A 19,237-nucleotide genomic window follows, 5' to 3' on the forward strand; every position below is an offset into this window, starting at 1 on the left:
CGGCGTTGTTTGTCCGATGCAATTGCGCATTCAGGACCTGCCCGAAAACGATCGCCCACGTGAGCGCCTCCTCAACACCGGGGCAGACTCCCTCACCAACGCCGAACTTCTGGCGATCTTCATCAATACGGGTCTGCCTGGAGAAAATGCTGTTCAAGTCGCTCAGCGGCTGCTCAAGACATACCGCACGCTTCGCAATCTGTCTCGACGATCGGCCAAAGAATTGCAGAAAGAGTTTAAGGGGCTGGGCCCCGCCAAGACGGCTCATTTGGTGGCCGCCTTCGAATTGGGCCGACGCGCCGCGCAGGAGGAGGTGCTTGAGGACAAGATGGACTCCCCAGAGCTGGTGTACCGCTATCTGGGTGCCGACATGGCGCGACAGGGCTACGAAACCCTTCGGATTCTGGTGCTCAATACCAAACTCTGCCTGGTGCATGATGAGGTGGTCTTTCAAGGCACGCTCAACGAAAGCCCCGCGCACCCTCGTGAAATTATTCGCGCCGCCCTCATCCACCGCGCTCACGCTTTTATCCTGGCGCACAACCACCCCAGCGGAGACCCGGCCCCCAGTGAAGCCGATCGCCGTTTCACCCGTCGTATCAATGAGGCGGCTCAGCTCATGCAGATCGAGCTCCTCGACCACGTCGTCATCGGCGCCCCCAGACCAGGCGCCAAGCCCTACTTCAGCTTCAAAGAAAGCGGCATGATCTGAGAGTGCCGCCTCACCTCCTCATGGCAGTTCGTCAGATCGCAGCTCGTAGCTCGTAGCTCGTAGCTCGTAGCTCGTAGCTCGTAGCTGCACTTGTAAAAGTGCGGTGGGCGCACAACCCTGTAGCGGGAACAACACACGCCCCCGCCTGACCGCGTTTTCACAAACGCAGCTACACGCGAGTGCGGTGGGCGGCGCGGCCCTACAGCCCCATCCAAGCCCACCACAACCACCAGCACCAGGACCGCGCTCTCACGAACGCGATCACAGGTACACCAGCGAAGCAACGCTGCCCTGCCTCGAAACTACCCTCTCCCTAATTCTTCGCGCAGACCACCTTGTGGAAGATCCCCGCTGCAACCGCTCCCAAGATCGGAGCCACCCAGAAGAGCCACAGTTGAGAGATCGCCCAACCACCCACCACCACGGCGGTTCCCGTGCTGCGGGCGGGGTTGACCGAAGTATTCGTGATGGGAATGCTGATCAGGTGGATCAGCGTCAAGCCAAGTCCAATGGCGATGGGTGCGAACCCCGCAGGGGCACGTTCATCTGTAGAACCCAGGATGATGATCAAGAACATGAACGTCATCACGAACTCGGTCAGGAAGCCCGCCGCAAGGCTGTAGCCACCCGGCGAATGCTCCGCGAAACCGTTGGATGCGAACCCGCCTTCCAGACTGAATCCCGCCTTTCCATTAGCGATCGTATAGAGGGTAAAACCAGCCACAATCCCCCCTGCGACCTGGGCCACCACGTAGGGGATCAGATCCTTGGCCGGAAAACGGCCTCCCACCAACAAGCCGATGGAAACGGCAGGGTTCAGGTGACAACCGGAGATATGGCCAATGCTGTAGGCCATCGTCAATACCGTAAGCCCGAAGGCAAACGACACCCCTACCAGACCGATACCTACCTCAGGAAAGGCAGCGGCCAGGACTGCACTTCCGCAGCCTCCCAGCACCAGCCAGAAGGTGCCTAGAAATTCCACAATGGCTTTCTTCGCAATGGACATGAGTTGAGTTCCTTTCTCTATGATTTTTTGTTGACGCTGCTGTCTTGCATTTCACTTCTAACGTTCCCCCGCCGCACAAGTCGGCAGAGGGAAATACTCCTGCTCGATCCACAGGGGAGATGAGTCCTGGGAAGAACCTGCCAACCCAAGAAGACGTACCTGCATCATCTCCTGCCCGGATCTCTCAGAGACCAATCCCTTCGCGATCTGGTTTTTCGTATTCATTAGCTGAGAGGTGCCCACCGAGGAACTTCTAGGGTTAGAAGCCTGCCCGATGCGGGTTTAGGGTTGCTTCAATTTATGAATCATATCTCAACCATGAGATCAATTTCTATCCAAATTCCGCAAAAGTTCGGACAAACCACCCTTCGTTGCCATTTGGGGCGGTGGGATAGTTTCTTGGATCGCTCCCGACTCCCTGAGCTGCTCTAGCACCTCAAGGTTGCGCTCCCCGCGCTCCCGCCTAAACTTTTAGCCGACGTTTCCGACGCAACTGCCACCCATGATTCACCCGACCGCCCTTGTATCCGCTGAAGCCCAAATTGACCCCAGCGCAGAGATCGGAGCCTACGTGATCATTGAGGGGCCCGTGCAAATTGGTGCAGGTTGCCGGATCGCCCCCCACGCTCAAATTGTAGGAGACACCGTCATTGGCGAAGGCACCGCTATCGGCCGGGCTGCCGTCATCGGCGAGTTCCCCCAGGACATCGGATTCACCCCAGCGATCCAGAGCGGGGTCCGCATTGGCCGGAACAACGTCATCAGGGAGCACGTCACGATTCACCGGGGTTCCAAGGAAGGAGGGCTCACCGAGGTGGGAGATGGCAACTTCATCATGGTGGGGGCGCACCTCGGCCACGACGTCAAGCTCGGGAGCAAAAACATCATTGCCAATGCGGCACTGATTGCCGGCCACGTGCACTTGGGAAACAACACCTTCCTGGGCGGCGGTGCCGTCTTCCACCAGTTTCTGCGCATCGGCGACTACTGTGTGGTGCAGGGCAACAGTTCCTTCAGCAAGGACATTCCCCACTATTGCTCCGCCGGACGCACCAACCTGATCACCGGGATGAACATCATCGGTCTCCGCCGTCAGGGCTTCTCTTCGGACGACCGGAAACACATCAAGGAGCTTTTCGATCTCATCTACCGCAGCGGGAGAAACCTCAAGCAGGCCGTTGCAGAGGCTCGCACCCGCACCTGGCCGGACCACGCTGAAAAATTCCTGCAGTTCTTCGAGGCCCCCAGCAAAAAAGGCGTGGGCACACTGCGCATGCGTTCTGAAGCCGACGACGAGTAGAAGGGCACTCCCGCTTTCCGGGCAGCCCCTACCGCGGCGTCACATCCACGGCGACCTTCAGGCTCTGTTCCCCGCTGCCGTAAACCACCCCACGCAGGGGTGACACGTCTGCGAAGTCACGTCCGAAAGCAACGGTGATGTGGCGCTCCTGGGGCCGGCATCGGTTGGTGGGATCAAGATCCTGCCACTGATGCACCGGACCGCACCACACACTCACCCATGCATGAGAGGCATCCGCTCCCACCAGCTTGGGTTTGCCCGGAGGAGGCAGGGTCTCCAGATAGCCCGATACATAGCGGGCGGGGATGCCCAGTGAGCGAATACAGGCAATCAAGATGTGGGCAAAGTCCTGGCACACCCCCCGACGCTTCTCAAACGCCTCGTGCACCGGGGTGGCCACATCCGTGGCGGCCGGATCGAATTTGAAGTCACGGAAAATCCGCTCGTTGAGATCCAACGCCGCCTTGAGAACCGTCACCCCGGGCTTGAAGGACTCTAGGGCATAGTCAGCAAACTGTTTTCCCGGTTTCACCATCACCGAGGCGAACGCATACTCTCCCGCTGCCACGTCAGGCGTCAGGAAATCACCCCGAACCGCCTCGCGCAGTTCCTCCCACGGAGGCGTCTCCCCGGGTGCCGCCAACACAGGTGGATGCACCACCACGAAGCTGTGCGCCGTGACAGTCAGTGTTTTGTGCGCCCCATGCAGCGCGAAGAACAGGCACTGGTTGCCGAAGTAGTCCCGGTGGCCCGCCAGACTCATCGGCTCCGGCTCCACATCCACCCCATGCCACTCACAATGCTGGTGCAGCATCTCACGGGGAGCGAGACGTGCCAGATGATGTCCGATGCTGACGGACTCATCATAGGTGTAGGTGGAGCGATGGTGAATCTCGTAGCGCAAAACTCTTGTGGTTTGAAGTGAGGATCCAGAACTAGAAATGCACGGAGCCCCTTCGGGCCACCGCACCAGAGCTAGCTGACACGTCGGAGGGCATGACTGAAATAGTGCTGGCTGATGGTATCGGAAAGGGACTCCAGTCCGGCCTGCAGGCGGGTACAGAGACGGACCAGCAGACCGGGGCTGCGATCCTCCGCTCCCGCCAGCGCGGTCAGGTCCACACCTGCCAGCTCGGAGAGCATCATATCCACCTGCTTCTTTTCACTCCCCGTCATGCCTTCCATGCCATCACGCGGGAGTTGAGAAGCATGTCGGGTAAGCTGGTAGAGCTGCCAGATCAACGAACGCGGGTTCGAATCATCGGCAATCAGAAGGTCCAGCACCGGCCCCAATTGTGGACGGGCGTGATACCGCCGCCGATAGGTCATGGCGCTGTCGCAGATCTCCAAGAGAGGTCCAAGAACGGCATCATTCCGCGGCGAGGGATGAATGGTCGCATGAATCAGCCGGACCAGTCCACGGGCCCTCTCCAGGCGCCGACCGAGATCCAGGAACCGCCAGCCATGGCCGCGGGTCATGTTCTCCATCTCCATGCCGGAGAAAGCAGCCAGGTCCAGGACCACCGCATTCAGCATCTCCAGCACCTCAGGCACCTTCAACCGCGTGGCCTGGGAGCGGGTATGGCGCTCCAACTGGTTGAACAACCGCCAAGTGTCATCAGAGAGACGGTCACGCAAGGCCGTGGCATTGTAGCGCACCCGGTTGAGCAGATCTCTTACGCTGTCTTCACGCCGGGAGTTTTCCAGCAACGCCAACAGTTCCCCGCGCAACTCACCCGGCACCACCTTCTTGCCAAACCGGTCCGGAAGCCTTCCCAGGGAAACCATCCACGGCACCAAGGCAGCGAGTTCCCTGGCCTGCTCCTCACTCCCCTCCCCAGCGAATCTTTGCACCACACCCCGCAGCACCCGCACACCGTCTTCCAGCCGCTCAACATAACGCCCCAACCAGAAGAAATGGTCCGCCACACGGCTGGGCACCTCGCCCGCCTGACGCTCTGGACGGATGGCAACCGTAGGTGAGAGCAACAGCGTCAACTGCTCCACCGGACCATCTGCGAGCACCCAGGTGTCCTTGCTCACCCCGCCAGACTGCATGGAGACGACCAGCCCCTTACGGGACGGACTCACCCGGGTCAATCCACCCGGCATGACCGCGAAATCATTGCCGCAAGGTACGATGTAACAACGCAAAACCAGAGGACGCGACTCGATCCGCCCCATGTCAAACACCGGGGCTGAGGACAAGGAAAGAACCTCCTGGGCCGCATATTCATGCGGAGCCATCCGCACCTTCGCCAGCAGAGCCTCTCTTTCAGCTTCGGTCAGGTCGGCACCGAACACGGGCTGCCCTGCTCCACCGACAAAGGCGCGCTTTAAGACAAAGCGATCCAGATTCTTCTCCACGTGCTTGAGCTCTTTCGGCTGGCCGCACCACCACGTCACCGCATTGGCCAGCTTCAGATCCTCGCCAAGCAAATGGCGGGAAAGACCCGGCAGAAATGGCAGCAGGGCTGGCGTCTCCACCACCCCGGCACCCATGCCGTTGACGATTGCCACGGTCCCCGCCCGCCAGGCCTCCATCAGGCCGGGCACTCCCAGCCACGTGTCCGTGCGGAGTTCGAGGGGATCACAGAAAGTGTCATCCACCCGGCGCACAATCACATCGACCTGGCGCAGGCCTTCCAGTGTCTTCAGGAACACCTTCCTCCCCCGCACGGTCAGGTCCGCGCCCTCCACCAGGGGAAAGCCGAGATAACGCGCCTTGTAGGCGTGTTCGAAATAGGTCTCGTTCAGAGGTCCAGGGGTGAGCAGCACCACGGTGGGATCACCCCGGTGTTGGGGTGCCAGATCCCGCAGCGAATCGCGCTCCATCTGGAAGAAAGAAGCCAGTCGCTGCACATTCATGTCCCGGAACTCATCCGGGAACAGACTGGTCAGCACGATCCGGTTCTCAAGGGCATAGCCCTTCCCCGACGGGGCCTGGGTGCGATCCGCCAGGACGATCCATCGCCCATCCGCGCCCCGGGCAAGGTCCACGGCATGGTGAAAGAGAAACGAGCCCCCAGCCGGCTTGATCCCGTGACTCGCACGCAAAAAGCCTGGGTTGGCAAAAACCAGACCCGGAGGGATCCAGCCTTCCTTCAGGAGGCGCTGTTCGCCATACAGGTCATTCACGACCTGCCGAAGCAGCCGGGAACGCTGCTTCAGCCCAGCCTCAAGCAGGCGCCATTCCTCTGGCCCAATGATGTGGGGAAAGATGTCCAGTTGCCACAGGCGGCTCAGGGCCTGCTGGTCATTGTAGATCGTGTAGGTCGCCCCGTGATCACGGAGCAACTGGTTCGCCGCCTCGCGCTTCTGCGCCAGATCAACAGGCTGCATCCGGGCCAGACTTTCCAGAAAAGCACCCCAAGCGGGGCGTGTAGCACCGTCGGGCCGCCAGACTTCGTGAAAGCCGTCGCCAGCCGCCCGGGCGGACGTGAGCATTTCAGCAATGCTCACGCTGTCAGGTGAGGGATCCATGGGGGCAGTTGATACGGCGTGAGGCACGCCGTATCTAGAACGCTAACCTTGGGTACGCAAATCCAGCGTGAACGGAAACTCGCGTGAGCGAATCGGCTCTGGCAGATTCAACATGCCCCAGGTGTGCCCGATGGATTCAAACCGGGAAAGTCGGCGGCTCTCAGCCTCATAGGCATTCACTGGCAGGGTCTCGTAGCTGCGACCGCCCGGATGCACGACATGGTAGCGGCATCCGCCCAGTGAGCGCTGGTTCCAAGTGTCCACGAGATCGAAGGTCAACGGGGTATGGACTCCGATCGTCGGCTGCAGGCAGTTCGGTGGCTGCCAGGCCCGATAGCGTACTCCGCAGACATATTCGCCATTCACACCGGTGGGATGCAGGGGCAGCTTCCGGCCATTTACGGCCACCACATGACGCTCATCCACCATGCCCGTGACCTTGACCTGGAGTCGTTCCAGGGAGCTGTCCACATAGCGCACCGCGCCGCCCGTAGAGCCCTCCTCCCCCAGAACATGCCACGGCTCCAAGGCCGCGCGCAGTTCCACGTGCACGTTCCGCTGGGAGAACTCTCCAATCAGCGGGAACCGGAATTCCCGGTGGGGGGCAAACCAGTCTGCCACCATCTCGATGCCGTCGGCTCGGAGGTCGTTGATGACATCCGCAAAGTCATCCCAGAGGAAATGCGGCAGCATCCAGCGATCATGGATGTCGGTGCCCCATCGTACGGGGGTGCTGGAATAGGGATTGTCCCAAAACTTCGCCACGAGCGCCCGCAGCAGAAGCTGCTGCGCCAGGCTCATGCGACTGTGCGGAGGCATCTCATAGCTCCGTAGTTCCACCAAACCAAGCCTTCCGGTCGAACTGTCGGGGCTGAAGAGCTTGTCGATGCAGAACTCCGCCCGGTGGGTGTTGCCGGTGGAATCGATGAGCAGGTTGCGGAAGAGACGGTCCACCAACCACGGTGGCAGGTCTTTGCCCTTCTCCGGCACCTGCTGGAAGGCCAAATTCAGTTCGTAGAGCGAGTCGTTGCGGGCTTCGTCCACCCGCGGAGCCTGGCTGGTGGGCCCAATGAACAGACCCGTAAACAGGTAGCTTAGCGAGGGGTGATTTTGCCAATAACCGAGCAGGGATTTCAAAAGATCTGGCCGACGTAGCACGGGAGAGTCCGCTGGAGTCTCCCCACCAATGATGATGTGATTGCCCCCGCCCGTCCCCGTATGGCGACCATCGAGCATGAACTTCTCCGTCCCCAACCGCGTGAGCCGGGCTTCCTCATAGAGGGTCTCCGTTTTGTCCACGAGCTCATCCCAGGTGGCCGACGGGTGGAGATTCACTTCGATCACGCCAGGGTCAGGCGTAACCTTCAACACCTGCAATCTCGGGTCATACGAAGGTGGCGCCCCTTCGAAGACTACGGGCATGCCCAGATCGGACACGGCAGCCTCGATGATTTCCACCAGTTCCAGATAGTCTTCCGTGGTCTCCACGGGCGGCATGAAGATGTGAAGACGGCCATTCCGCGGCTCCACGCACAGAGCCGTGCGCACGATCCAAGGAGCGCTCTGCTGAGGGTCCGGTCGGCGAGTGTGCTCCAAGTCGGCCGCCTTTTGACGCGCCACCAGCTCATCCAAAGCTCCCGAACCGTCACCTTTGTCAGAAGCCTCCTTTTCCCCAGCCGCTCCAGCACCACCAAGAGAGTCAGGATAGGGAGAGGTGGGGGCATTTACCCCAGTCTTAAATCGATACAGCGGCCCACTCCCCGACGCGGAGGTGATCTCCGGATCGCGACCGATGAACCGCTGTCCAGTGTGCTCCTTGCGGGAAGGCAGGGGCGACAACTTCTCCATCGGGTCCCGCTCATAGACCCAAGGGTACTCCCGCTCCTCGACCCACGGCAGAGAATCCAGCGGCAGTCGCAACCCCATGGGCGAGTCTCCCGGCGTGAGGTAAAGCGTCTCACGGCGGAGAAACCACGGCCCACTTACCCAAGCTGGCTGTCCTTTGTCCGCGCTGCGTTGGACCGGCAAGGCGTACCCGGTGACCGAACCCAGTCCGCGCTCAAAGATGCGGCGAATGCGCTCGCGCTCCTCCTTGTCCGCCAAATTGGCCTTGAGCGGATCCACGTTGGACGGCAGCCGACGTTCGCGCCAGATGTAGTAGTAAACGTCCTCGTAGGCCGGGATGAGCCACTGGGGATCCACCCCCAAGCCCTCCATGATCCGATCAACGAGCCTTTTGGCGTCATCCACGCTATAGCCATAGTCAACCGACTCATCCGCGATCAGATTCGGGTCGCTCCAGATCGGCTCGCCATCCTTGCGCCACCAGCAACCGAGTGACCAGCGTGGCAGACTCTCTCCAGGATACCACTTGCCCTGTCCGTAGTGCAGAAACCCGCCATCGGACGCGTACTTGGTCCTCAGACGCTTCAGAAGCTCACCCGCCAGTTCCCGCTTCTTCAAGCCGTTGGCGGTAAAGTTCCACTCGTCGCCGTCCGGATCGTCAATCGAGACAAAGGTCGGCTCGCCCCCCATCGTCAGCCGCACGTCGCCCCGGCGCAGCTTGTCATCCACGGATCGGCCCAGGGCCACGATCTTTTTCCATTCCTCCTCAGAGTAGGGCTTCGTCACCCTCGGGGATTCATAGATGCGAGTGACCTCCATCTCATGATGGAGCGTGCTCTCGCACTTCTCCAGCACCCCGGTCAGCGGGGCTGCCGTGCCAGGCTCCGGGGTGCACGCCACCGGCAAATGCCCCTCTCCCGCAAAGAGCCCAGAAGTCGGGTCGAGCCCGATCCAACCCGCCCCTGGCAGGTAAACTTCGCACCATGCGTGCAAATCCGTGAAGTCTTTTTCCGCCCCGCTTGGGCCGTCCAAAGCCTTTACATCCGCCTTAAGCTGAATGAGATAACCGCTCACAAAGCGAGCAGCAAAACCAAGAGCTCGCAACACGTTGACCAGGAGCCACCCCGTGTCCCGGCAGGACCCACTCCGAATCTTCAGAGTCTCCTCAGGCGTCTGCACCCCAGGCTCCATCCGGATGGTGTAGCTCACGTCCTGGCTAACCTGGAGGTTCAGCGCGACCAGGAAATCGATCATTCGCATCTGCTTGCCCTGCCAGTCGAGGGCGTACTGATGCACCTCAGGGCTGACGGTCTCCGTCTGCACGTAGGGGGACAAGTCACGGAACAACCAAGGCTCGTACTGGAAGGGAAAGTTTTCTGCAGAGGGCTCCAGAAAGAAGTCGAAGGGATTGTACACCGCCATCTCCGCGACCAGATCGACGATGATGTCGAGTTTCTGCGTCTTTTCAGGGAAGACCAGCCGGGCCAGATAGTTGGCATGAGAGTCCTGCTGCCAGTTGAGGAACTGATCGGCGGGCTCCACCTTGAGCGAGTAGCTCAAGACCTTGGTCCGACAATGCGGCGCCGGTCGCAACCGGATCGTCTGCGGCCCAAGGGAGATTGGACGATCATAAGAATAGGTCGTGCGATGATGAAGGGCGACGTGAATGGACATGTGAGCAAACGTAAAGCATGCCTTGTGCCAAACCAAGGGCGGCTCCCTGACGAATCTGCAACGGCGTCAAAGAGTAACGCAACTTGCCTGGCTAACATCAAGAACGGCCAAAGAGGCAGGCCGGTTGGCCCAGATTTTTCTTTTCCTTTTCCTTGCTGCCCCGGCTGGCATCGCCTATTTCATACGTTTTAACAACCTCTCCCACTCCCCCTGTCCAGCGCCCGCATGAGACCTCTCACGACTCCCCGCGCCATGAAGCTAGCCTTATCTCTCGCCAGTTGCGCCCTACTCCTCTCCGCCAACGCCCACGGCCAGGCCGATGTGCTGGGGGCTCTGACCAGCAACATCAACATCGAGGGTATGGAAACTGGCTTCGACCCCATGACGGGCGTAGCCACCGCAAAGGGGGACGTACACATCAAATATGAAGATGTGGAAATCAAGGCTGGTCAGGCTGAGTACAACGCCAACACTGGCGATGTCGTGGCCCGGGATAATGTGACAGTCGTGAAGGACGGGGAGATCTTTCGCGGAGAGAACATCATCTACAACGTCAAGACGGAAGAACTGAAGGCCAACAGCGTTCGCAGTTCCCTGCCCCCCATCTTCTACCAGACCGAAGGTTTCAAGACCAACTCCGGCAAGGTGGAACGCATTGACGGCACCAACGCCTGGTTCACCACGCATGACAGCCAGGTCCAGAACTACCGGGTCCGCGCCAAGTCCATCACGATCTATCCTGGTGACCGCGTCATCATGAAGGGCGTGAAGGTGTATGCTGGCAAGACCCCGGTCTTCTGGTTCCCCTACATCGTCCAGCCGCTCGATGACGAACTCGGCTACTTCTTCCAGCCTGGTTACACCAGCCAGTGGGGCGCCTTCCTGCTCAACCAGTATGGCGTGATGCATGGCGACCACACCCTCGCCAAGTACCATCTGGACCTTCGCAGCTCCCGTGGCGTCGGCATTGGTGCTGACTTCTATTCGGAAAAGTGGCGCAAAAATCCCCACATCGGTCAGCTCAAGCTTTACTACGCTTACGACACCGACCCCCTCACTGGCGTCAACGACTCGACTCGCTCCGATGCCTTGGTGGATGAGAACCGCTATCGCATTGGCTTCCAGCACCGCATCTACATTCCAGGCCCTCAGGAAAGCACCTGGTACCTTGACTTCGACCTCACCAAACTGAGCGACGAGTTCATGCTGGAGGATTATTTCCTCAACGACTTCCGTCTTGAGCCCCAGCCGGACAACATCATCAATCTGGTCAAACGGGACGACCGCTTCACGGCCTCCCTCCTGGCCCGTATGCAGCTCAATGAGTTCTACCATGCAGATGAGCGCGTCGAGCTGGCTTTCGACTTCACCCGCTCCCGCATCCTGAACACCAACTTCTACTATCAGGGTGAGACGAGCTTGGGAGCCTACCGCGACAAGCTTTCCGACAACGAACGCGCTGTTCTTCAGAGCAAGATTGCGCAGCAGGAAAGCTATCTGAGCACCGCCTACGGTGCCAATGGCGGCACCACTGGGCTTCTTGACGCAAACGGCAACGCGCTCCCCTCCACCACCACCGCCCTGGCTGGCAGTACGCTGGTGAGCAATGACGCCGCCGTGATTCGCGCCGTGCCCAAGCAGCTGTTGACTCGTGATGACGTCGAGAACGACCTCGAACTGCTCCAGGCTGAGCTGAATGAGAACAAGTTCCTCCGCGCCCACACTTACCACGAGTTCCTCTATCCCATCAGCTTCGGCCAGGGCGATTGGATCAGCTTCGTTCCCCGCCTCGGCGGTGGCGTGACCTACTACAACGATGTCGAAGGCGGCACGTCGGATGTTGGCAATGATACCCGCCCCATCTTCGCCGCAGGGTTCGACCTCTCCGCGAAGTTCAGCAAGACCTGGGAAGACGTGCAGAACCGCCGGATCGGTCTGGATGGGCTCCGCCACATCATTCAGCCCTACCTCAACTACTCCTATGTTGAGGCCGACACCATCGAAGGTCTTGGCACCATCGACCGTCTCACCCCGTCCACCCGCCCCCGTCCAATCGACGTTCCCTTCTTCACGGCCATTGACGACCTGAAGAGCTGGAACATCGCCCGCATCGGTGTGCGCAACCTCTTCCAGACCAAGCGCGACGGAGGCACTCACAACTACGCTGGCATCAACACCTACGTGGATCTCTTCATCGAAGATCCCGAGTTTGATCGCGATGTGTCCAACCTCTACAACGACCTCTTCTGGTCCCCCCTCCCCTGGTTGGCTCTCTCCATCGACAGCCAGCTCCCCATCGGCAGCAGCGACTACAACTTCACCGAGGTCAACTCGAACATCACCTGGATGCCCACCAAGACCTTCTCCTGGTCCTTGGGCCACCAGTTGCTGACCGACAACCCGATCTTCGTGGACAGCAGCCTGATCTACTCCCGCATCTACACAAAGATCAACTCGAACTGGGGCTTCTCCATGAACCACATCTACGAGATGGAGGACAGCACCCTTCAGTACCAGAGCTACAGCATCCACCGCGACCTTGCGAGCTGGACGATGTCTCTGGGCGGCCTGATCCGCGAAAATCGCGGCCAGAAGAACGGCAAGGACAACGAGTACGGCTTGGTGCTCTCCCTTACGCTCAAGGATTTCCCTCAGGTCAGCATCCCGCTTGACCTTGACCCAAATCCGACTGGCCAGGGCGGACGCGAGTAGTCCCAGCGCCTGAAAGGCAATATCTCTTGAAAACCCGGCATCTTCGGATGCCGGGTTTTTTGTTGAGTTCGCACGATGAATCAGACTGCCCTTCGCGAACAGCTCCGGCGCACTCCGATGGTCCCGTCGGCTCAGTCGCCACAGGAACGCGCGATTAAATCGCCCCGTCCCAACCTCCACTCCCAGCACGCTCTTGCTCAGGTTGTGGACACGACAACGCCTCGACCTGACAAACGATCGGGGTGCCACCAACGGACTCCCCAGAAACCCCCTTCGCTCCCCAATCCAACGGGCCGTTCGGACTACTCCGCCGCAGCTCGCCAATCACCCTCAGCTATACCGGCAGAGTGAACACTTAGCAGGGCGAAACCTTCCGCGAAATTGGCACCATCTCGCCCCTGCAATCCTTGCCAATTTGTGATATTCAGACATCCGCAGGTTGTTTTGGTATCTTTTCTCCCGTCCTTCGGGCTTGTGCCCTCCCCCAACCTCCGCATTAGTCCCGTCCTGCTCCGGCTCAAGGCCGACCGTATCTCTCCACTCTTTGCATGAAACTCACGATCATTGGCTCCGGTTACGTTGGACTCACTACAGGCGCCTGCTTCGCAGAAGTCGGCCATCACGTTGTTTGCGTGGACAATGACGAACGCAAAATCAAGAGCCTGTTGGAAGGCAAGATTCCGATCTACGAACCCGGCCTGGAAACGATCGTCCGTAAGAATGTTGTCTCCAAGAGGCTGCAGTTCACCACGAGCACAGAAGAAGGCGTGGATCACGGTGAGGTGATCTTCATTGCGGTGCCCACCCCACCCCAGGCCGATGGCAGCGTGGATCTCAGCTTCATCGAAAAAGTGGCTCGCGAAATCGCGGTCTGCCTCGGCAGCTATCGCGTGATCGTGGACAAGAGCACGGTGCCCGTGAAGACCGGCGAGCGCGTCGCCCAGACGATCCGCCGTTACGCCAAGCCCGGAGTGGAGTTTGACGTCGTGAGCAATCCCGAGTTCCTGCGTGAAGGCAGCGCTGTGGAAGATCTCATGAGCCCCGACCGCATCGTCATTGGCGGCAACAGCGACCGCGCCCTGGCGGTGATGCAGAAGGTCTATGAGCCTTTTGTCGCCCCGGTGCTCGTGACCGACATCAACAGCGCAGAGCTTATCAAGCATGCCGCAAACAGTTTCCTGGCACTGAAAATTTCCTATGTGAACGCACTGTCCGAGCTTTGCGAAGTCAGCGGTGCGGATGTGGAGAAAGTCGCCGAAGGCATCGGCATGGACAAGCGCATCGGCCGCAGTTTCCTTAATGCCGGCCTGGGTTACGGGGGGTCCTGCTTCCCCAAGGACATCGCCGCCTTCATAGCCATTGCAGAGCAGCTGGGCACCCCTTTCAATCTGCTCAAGGAGGTTCAGAAGATCAACGCCCGCCAGCTCAATCGCTTCCTCGACAGCGTGCGGGAAGCCCTTTGGGTGCTTAAGGACAAGAAGATCGCCGTCTGGGGTCTCAGCTTCAAACCCAACACGGACGACGTCCGCTCCAGCGTCGCCATCAATCTTGTGGAAACCCTGGTCAAAGAGGGCGCTGATGTCACGGCCTACGATCCCAAGGCCATGGACAAGTTCCGTGAGCTTCCCATCGCCGGCAAGGTCACGCTCACCGACAATCCGGTTGAAGCGGCCCGTGGTGCCGAGGCCCTCATCGTGGCCACCGAATGGCCGGAGTTCGCCACAGTGGATCTCCAGGAACTTCGCGACGCCATGCGTACACCCCTTATCTTCGACGGGCGCAATCTGCTCGACCCGACCGCAGCAGCAAGCTACGGATTCCAGTACCGTGGCATCGGCCGGGGCACCCTTGCAGCAGAATGAGCGTCATCCCCCTCAATTCCCGACAGCTCGCGCTTCAGATTCTCGTCGAATGGGAGCGCAGTGAAATCTATGCGGCAGACCTGATCGAAAAGGCTGCCGCCACCCATCGACTTGATCATCGCGACACAGCGCTCCTTCAGACGCTGGTGATGGGCACGCTTCGCAACATCGACCTGCTGGACATCTGGCTGGAACGAGTGTGCGACAACCAGCACCTTGAAACCAGCGTCCACTGGCTGCTCAGGCTCGGCATTGCCCAGCTTCTTCTGCTGGAGATGCCAGCCCATGCCGTGGTGAACGAAACGGTGAACCAGGCAGGTAAGGCCCGTGGGCTGGTCAACGCCGTGCTTCGCCGGGTGGACCGGGAGAGAATCCCGCTCCTGGCCCGCATGGATCGCCTTTCCATCGCCGAGCGCACCTCGCATCCGTCCTGGCTTGCGGAGAGATGGACCAAGCAGTTTGGCAAGTCAGCGGCAGAATCCCTCTGCGAGTGGGACCAGCAGCCCGCGTCAACGTATGTGCGGGTGAATCAATTGCACCCCCAGCCGCTCACCCCGGAAGAGGTGCTCCCGCTGGAACCTATTTCTTTCCCAGGGTTCTACCGCGCCGACACCTTGCCGCGTGAGTGGCTGGCCAGCGGTCGGTGTTATGCTCAGGATCCCAGCACCGCAATCTCCTGCGAACTCCTCGCCCCTCAACCGGGCGAGACGATTCTTGATGCTTGCGCCGCACCAGGCGGCAAGTCCGCGTATCTGGCGCAGAAGATGCAGAATCAAGGACAGATCCTGACCTGTGACTCTGTGTCCCGCAGGCTCCAGCGCATGCAGCAGAATCTGGAGCGACTGAACGTTACCATTGCAGAGAACCGACAGGTGGATTGGACCAAACCGTTGCCACCCATCTGGAAGGGCGTTCAAGTCGATCGGATTCTTCTTGATGCCCCCTGTAGCAATACGGGCGTGATGCGTCGTCGCGTGGATGTCCGTTGGCGGTTGGATCCTGAAGTCTTCGTCGAGATGGCCCAACTGCAGACCAAGATTCTGTCCACTCTGACACCTCTCCTGAAGTCCGGCGGAAGCTTGGTTTACAGCACTTGCAGTCTCGATCGCGAGGAGAACGAGGACATCATTGCTTCGTTCCTGGTCGCTCATCCGGAATTCAAGCTGGTGGAAACTCGGAGCTCCCTCCCCTGGAGAGATGGATTCGACGGCGCGTTCGCTGCGCTTTTGTTGAAAAGTTAGGGCTGTTTGACGTAGAATAGGAATCGGGCGGAGCTCTCACTCCGCCAGAATACCCCCTTCATGCGCGCCGACCTCTATCTGCACCACGTCCGCATTTTCAAGACCCGCTCACTTGCCACCCAGGCCTGCACCCGTGGGCTGGTGCAAATTGGCGGTCAACCGATGAAGCCCGCCAGAGAGTTGAAACTCGGCGAAGTTCTCGACATTCAGCGCGGCGACCTGAGTTTGGTCGTTCGTGTGCTTGATTTCCCCGCCACACGCGTGGGCGCACCGCTGGTGAAGCTCTTCATGGAGGATCTGACGCCAGTGCAGAACTATCAGAAGGCAGCCGAAGCCCGGCGGGAAAAAGTCATGCTCACACCGCATGCCTTGGCTGCCAAACCTGACAAAAAACAACTGCGCCTCATCCGCGAGCTGATGGAACGCAATCAGGCCTGATGGGACGTCGCCACCTAAGTGGCCTCAACCTGGTTCAATGAAGCAGGCGTTGCTTTGTTGAACCCTGCCAAATCTACGTATGCTTCAGCATGGACAAAGCTGATCTCCAAGAACGCCTCTCCCCAGAACAATGGCGGGTGACCCAGGAACAAGGGACAGAGTATCCGTTCACTGGCAAATTCTGCGATCACAAGGCCGACGGCACCTACACGTGTGTCTGCTGCGGTGAAGACCTGTTCCACTCGGCCACGAAATACGACTCCGGATCCGGCTGGCCCAGCTTCTGGAGCCAGGTGAATCGAGAGGCCGTTTCGATGCACGAAGACGAAACCCATGGCATGAGCCGCACCGAGATCGTCTGCGGCAAATGTGGTGCCCACTTGGGACATGTATTTCCCGATGGCCCTCAACCCACCGGATTGAGGTATTGCGTGAATTCGTTGTCGCTGGAGTTCAGGGCGGCCGGCTAACGAGTGACACTGGCTTCCAGCCAGTGCGTGTTACCGGCGTCCCGCCGGTTCAGTTGGGAAGGCACATCCTACGCGCACCGCTCCGGCTCCTTGCTTTGCCACTCGCCTTGCCAGGCCCCCCTTATGCAGAGCCCCTGTGAGGTTGCTCTGTTACCACGGGGCCGGATAATTCAGATTTGGGGATCATGTTTCGGCGGCGACTGGGTCGATAGGAAGACCTTCGAGCAAGGAAGCTCATCGCTGAAGGCGATGAATTTCATTGCTCGATGCCCACCAACTAAATTCCCATCCATCTGCATGGCCTCACTTCACTGCGTCCTGCGTGACACCGGCTTCCAGCCGGTGCGTGCTACCGGCGTCCCGCCGGTTCAGTCCGAGACGCCACGCCAGATGCAACCAGCGCGGGAACCAACCGAAACGCCTGCGCCCTACGAGTCCACCACTTCCTCTTCTTCCGCCTCACCCGAGGCGCTCTTGCGCAACCGGGTGATCTTTTCCACCGACTTCTCGGTGACGAGATTGCCCTTGGAATCACGCCCTTTGATGGCGAGGTCTCCAAACTTGTAGGGAAAGGCATCCACCCGCATGCGCAGTTCGTGCTTGAGCTTGATGTTCAAGATCTGGGCGTTGCTTTCTTCCTCCGTCTCATGCCGTGAGAAGAACATGACTTTCGTCCCGGGGGACTCTTGCGTCAGAGGATACTCCTTGTCGCGGGTAATACCGCCCACACGGAACCGCTTCGCATACACACGGCCCTGCTTGCCGTCGCGGTAGATCAACGAATACACCGCCTGCTCGTCTCGCTTGAAGATGGCCAGGTAGACCGGGTTCTTACCCACGTGGAATTTCGGCGCCACTTTCACGACGCTCATCACGCCTTCGCGGGTGATGAAGAGGACCTCGTCCATCGTGGAGCACTTGCTCACCGGCTCCCCTTCCCGTTTCAGGCCATAGCCAGCGAAACCTTCTTTCGGATCGAGATAGAGCGTCTCGTTGGCAATGGCCACGTCTGAGGCCGCCACCCGGTCAAAGCCAGCAATCACGGTGCGACGTTCACGCTCCTTGCCATAGGTCTTCTTGATCCGCTCGAAGTACGATGTGGCGTACCGGGTCAACCCCTTGAGGTAGCGCTGCACCTGGTCAATGTCGTTCTCCAATGCACGGATCAGCTCATCCGCCTCGAAGGAGTTGAACTTGGAGATGCGCTTGATCTTGATCTCCGTGAGCTTGGTGATGTCGTCCTCGGTGATCTCGCGCTTCAAAAGTCCAAGATAGGGATTCAGCCCTTTCCAGATCGCCCCAATCACTCCATCCCAGGTCGTGCACTCTTCAATGTCACGGTAGATGCGCTTCTCGATGAAGATCTTCTCCAGCGAGCTGAAATGCCATTTCTCCTCCAGCTCTCCGAGCTCGATTTCCAGCTCCTGCTTGAGCACCTCCCGGGTGTGCTCCGCGTTGGCCTTGAGGATGTCGGTGACGGCGAGGAAGTGGGGCTTGTCATCCTTGATGACCACCGCGTTGACCGAAATGCTGACCTCACAATCCGTGAAGGCATAGAGCGCCTGGATCGCCTGGTCAGGGTCGGTGCCGCTGGGCAGGTGCACCAGAATTTCCACGAACTCCGCGGTGTTGTCCTCCACCTTCTGAATCTTGATCTTGCCCTTTTCGTTCGCGGCAACAATGGACTCCTGGATACTGCCCGCGGTGGTTCCAAAGGGAATTTCCGTGATGCGCACCATGTTGCGCTTCGGCACGGTCTCAATCTTGGCCCTCACCCTCACCTTGCCACCGCGCTGACCATCATTGTAGTCGGCGGCATCCATGGTGCCCCCTTGGGGGAAATCCGGAAAGACCTGGAACGGCTCACCGCGCAGTGCTGCAATGCAGGCATCACACAGTTCATTGAAATTGTGGGGCAGCACGCGGCAGGAGAGGCCGACGGCGATCCCTTCTACGCCCTGCGCGAGCAGCAGCGGAAACTTCACTGGCAGCGTCACCGGCTCCTTGTTGCGTCCGTCGTAGCTGGAGGCCCAGTCCGTCACTTTCGGGCTAAAGACGACATCAAGCGCGAACTTCGTAAGCCGCGATTCGATGTACCGCGAGGCAGCTGCGCCATCCCCAGTGAGGATGTTCCCCCAGTTTCCCTGGGTGTCTATCAGCAGCTCTTTTTGACCGAGCTGAACCATGGCATCCCCGATGGAAGCATCCCCGTGAGGGTGATACTTCATCGTGTTCCCCACCACGTTTGCCACCTTGTTATAGCGTCCGTCCTCCAGCTCACGCATGGAGTGCAGAATACGACGCTGCACCGGCTTGAGCCCATCGTTGATGTGCGGCACCGCACGCTCCAGGATCACGTAGGAGGCGTAGTCCAGGAACCAGTCACCATAGAGTTCATCCACAAGCTTGGTGTGCAGTTCTCCAGGATGGGAGGGACCGGAGGTGGGGGGAAGGGAATCAGGAGTCACGCTCGGAACAAAAGGCAAAAATC

At 59.5% G+C, this 19,237-nt stretch carries 12 protein-coding genes; 7 read left to right on the forward strand and 5 right to left on the reverse strand.

Translation table 11 applies throughout. From position 1 onward, the window contains the following. Nucleotides 1-16 precede the first annotated feature (16 nt). On the forward strand, nt 17-712 hold the full coding sequence (radC, locus tag BV034_RS19185; RefSeq protein WP_009961495.1) for a DNA repair protein RadC: 696 nt from the start codon (nt 17-19) through the stop codon (nt 710-712). Between the two features lie 313 nt (nt 713-1,025). Here the strand turns inward: radC and aqpZ are convergent, their stop codons facing one another. Further along, nucleotides 1,026-1,721 (reverse strand): aquaporin Z, encoded by a 696-nt coding sequence (gene aqpZ, locus BV034_RS19190; RefSeq protein ID WP_343123295.1) that lies wholly within the window; start codon nt 1,719-1,721, stop codon nt 1,026-1,028. 502 nt (nt 1,722-2,223) lie between these two features. Between aqpZ and lpxA the strand changes: the two genes are divergently transcribed. After that, a complete protein-coding gene (gene lpxA, locus BV034_RS19195) occupies nt 2,224-3,021 on the forward strand; it encodes an acyl-ACP--UDP-N-acetylglucosamine O-acyltransferase (RefSeq protein ID WP_050028607.1) in 798 nt (265 codons plus the stop codon). A gap of 28 nt (nt 3,022-3,049) precedes the next feature. Here the strand turns inward: lpxA and BV034_RS19200 are convergent, their stop codons facing one another. The 3 genes from BV034_RS19200 to BV034_RS19210 form a co-directional block, all read right to left on the reverse strand. After that, entirely contained in the window at nt 3,050-3,925 is an 876-nt protein-coding gene (locus tag BV034_RS19200; RefSeq protein ID WP_050028608.1) for a transglutaminase family protein, read from the reverse strand. A 71-nt stretch (nt 3,926-3,996) separates the two neighbouring features. After that, complete coding sequence (locus BV034_RS19205; RefSeq protein WP_050028609.1) at nt 3,997-6,504, reverse strand: circularly permuted type 2 ATP-grasp protein; 2,508 nt, start codon at nt 6,502-6,504, stop codon at nt 3,997-3,999. A 42-nt stretch (nt 6,505-6,546) separates the two neighbouring features. After that, complete coding sequence (locus tag BV034_RS19210) at nt 6,547-10,023, reverse strand: transglutaminase family protein (protein WP_050028610.1); 3,477 nt, start codon at nt 10,021-10,023, stop codon at nt 6,547-6,549. Between the two features lie 252 nt (nt 10,024-10,275). On the opposite strand from BV034_RS19210, the gene BV034_RS19215 reads away from it, so the two are divergent. The 5 genes from BV034_RS19215 to msrB all read left to right on the forward strand — a co-directional run bounded on the left by BV034_RS19215 (nt 10,276) and on the right by msrB (nt 16,746). Beyond that, nucleotides 10,276-12,735 carry an LptA/OstA family protein gene (locus tag BV034_RS19215; protein ID WP_265593188.1) on the forward strand — a complete coding sequence of 820 codons (2,460 nt, stop codon included), beginning with the start codon at nt 10,276-10,278 and terminating at the stop codon, nt 12,733-12,735. A 548-nt stretch (nt 12,736-13,283) separates the two neighbouring features. Beyond that, the gene (locus tag BV034_RS19220; protein WP_050028612.1) at nt 13,284-14,597 is read left to right on the forward strand and encodes a UDP-glucose/GDP-mannose dehydrogenase family protein; all 1,314 of its coding nucleotides are present in this window, start codon (nt 13,284-13,286) and stop codon (nt 14,595-14,597) included. After that, nucleotides 14,594-15,838 (forward strand): 16S rRNA (cytosine(967)-C(5))-methyltransferase RsmB, encoded by a 1,245-nt coding sequence (rsmB, locus tag BV034_RS19225; RefSeq protein ID WP_050028613.1) that lies wholly within the window; start codon nt 14,594-14,596, stop codon nt 15,836-15,838. The genes BV034_RS19220 and rsmB overlap by 4 nt, the downstream gene beginning before the upstream one ends. 60 nt (nt 15,839-15,898) lie before the next feature. Then, nucleotides 15,899-16,276 carry a S4 domain-containing protein gene (locus tag BV034_RS19230; RefSeq protein ID WP_050028614.1) on the forward strand — a complete coding sequence of 126 codons (378 nt, stop codon included), beginning with the start codon at nt 15,899-15,901 and terminating at the stop codon, nt 16,274-16,276. Nucleotides 16,277-16,365: 89 nt separating this feature from the next. Beyond that, nucleotides 16,366-16,746, forward strand: coding sequence for a peptide-methionine (R)-S-oxide reductase MsrB (msrB, locus tag BV034_RS19235; protein ID WP_050028615.1), 381 nt, complete (start codon nt 16,366-16,368; stop codon nt 16,744-16,746). 428 nt (nt 16,747-17,174) lie between these two features. Here msrB and BV034_RS19240 read toward each other — a convergent pair whose 3' ends face one another. Next, on the reverse strand, nt 17,175-19,214 hold the full coding sequence (locus tag BV034_RS19240; protein ID WP_081887938.1) for a DNA gyrase/topoisomerase IV subunit A: 2,040 nt from the start codon (nt 19,212-19,214) through the stop codon (nt 17,175-17,177). Nucleotides 19,215-19,237 lie beyond the last annotated feature (23 nt).

This window comes from Verrucomicrobium sp. BvORR034 (genome assembly GCF_000739635.1).
GTDB lineage: Bacteria > Verrucomicrobiota > Verrucomicrobiia > Verrucomicrobiales > Verrucomicrobiaceae > Verrucomicrobium.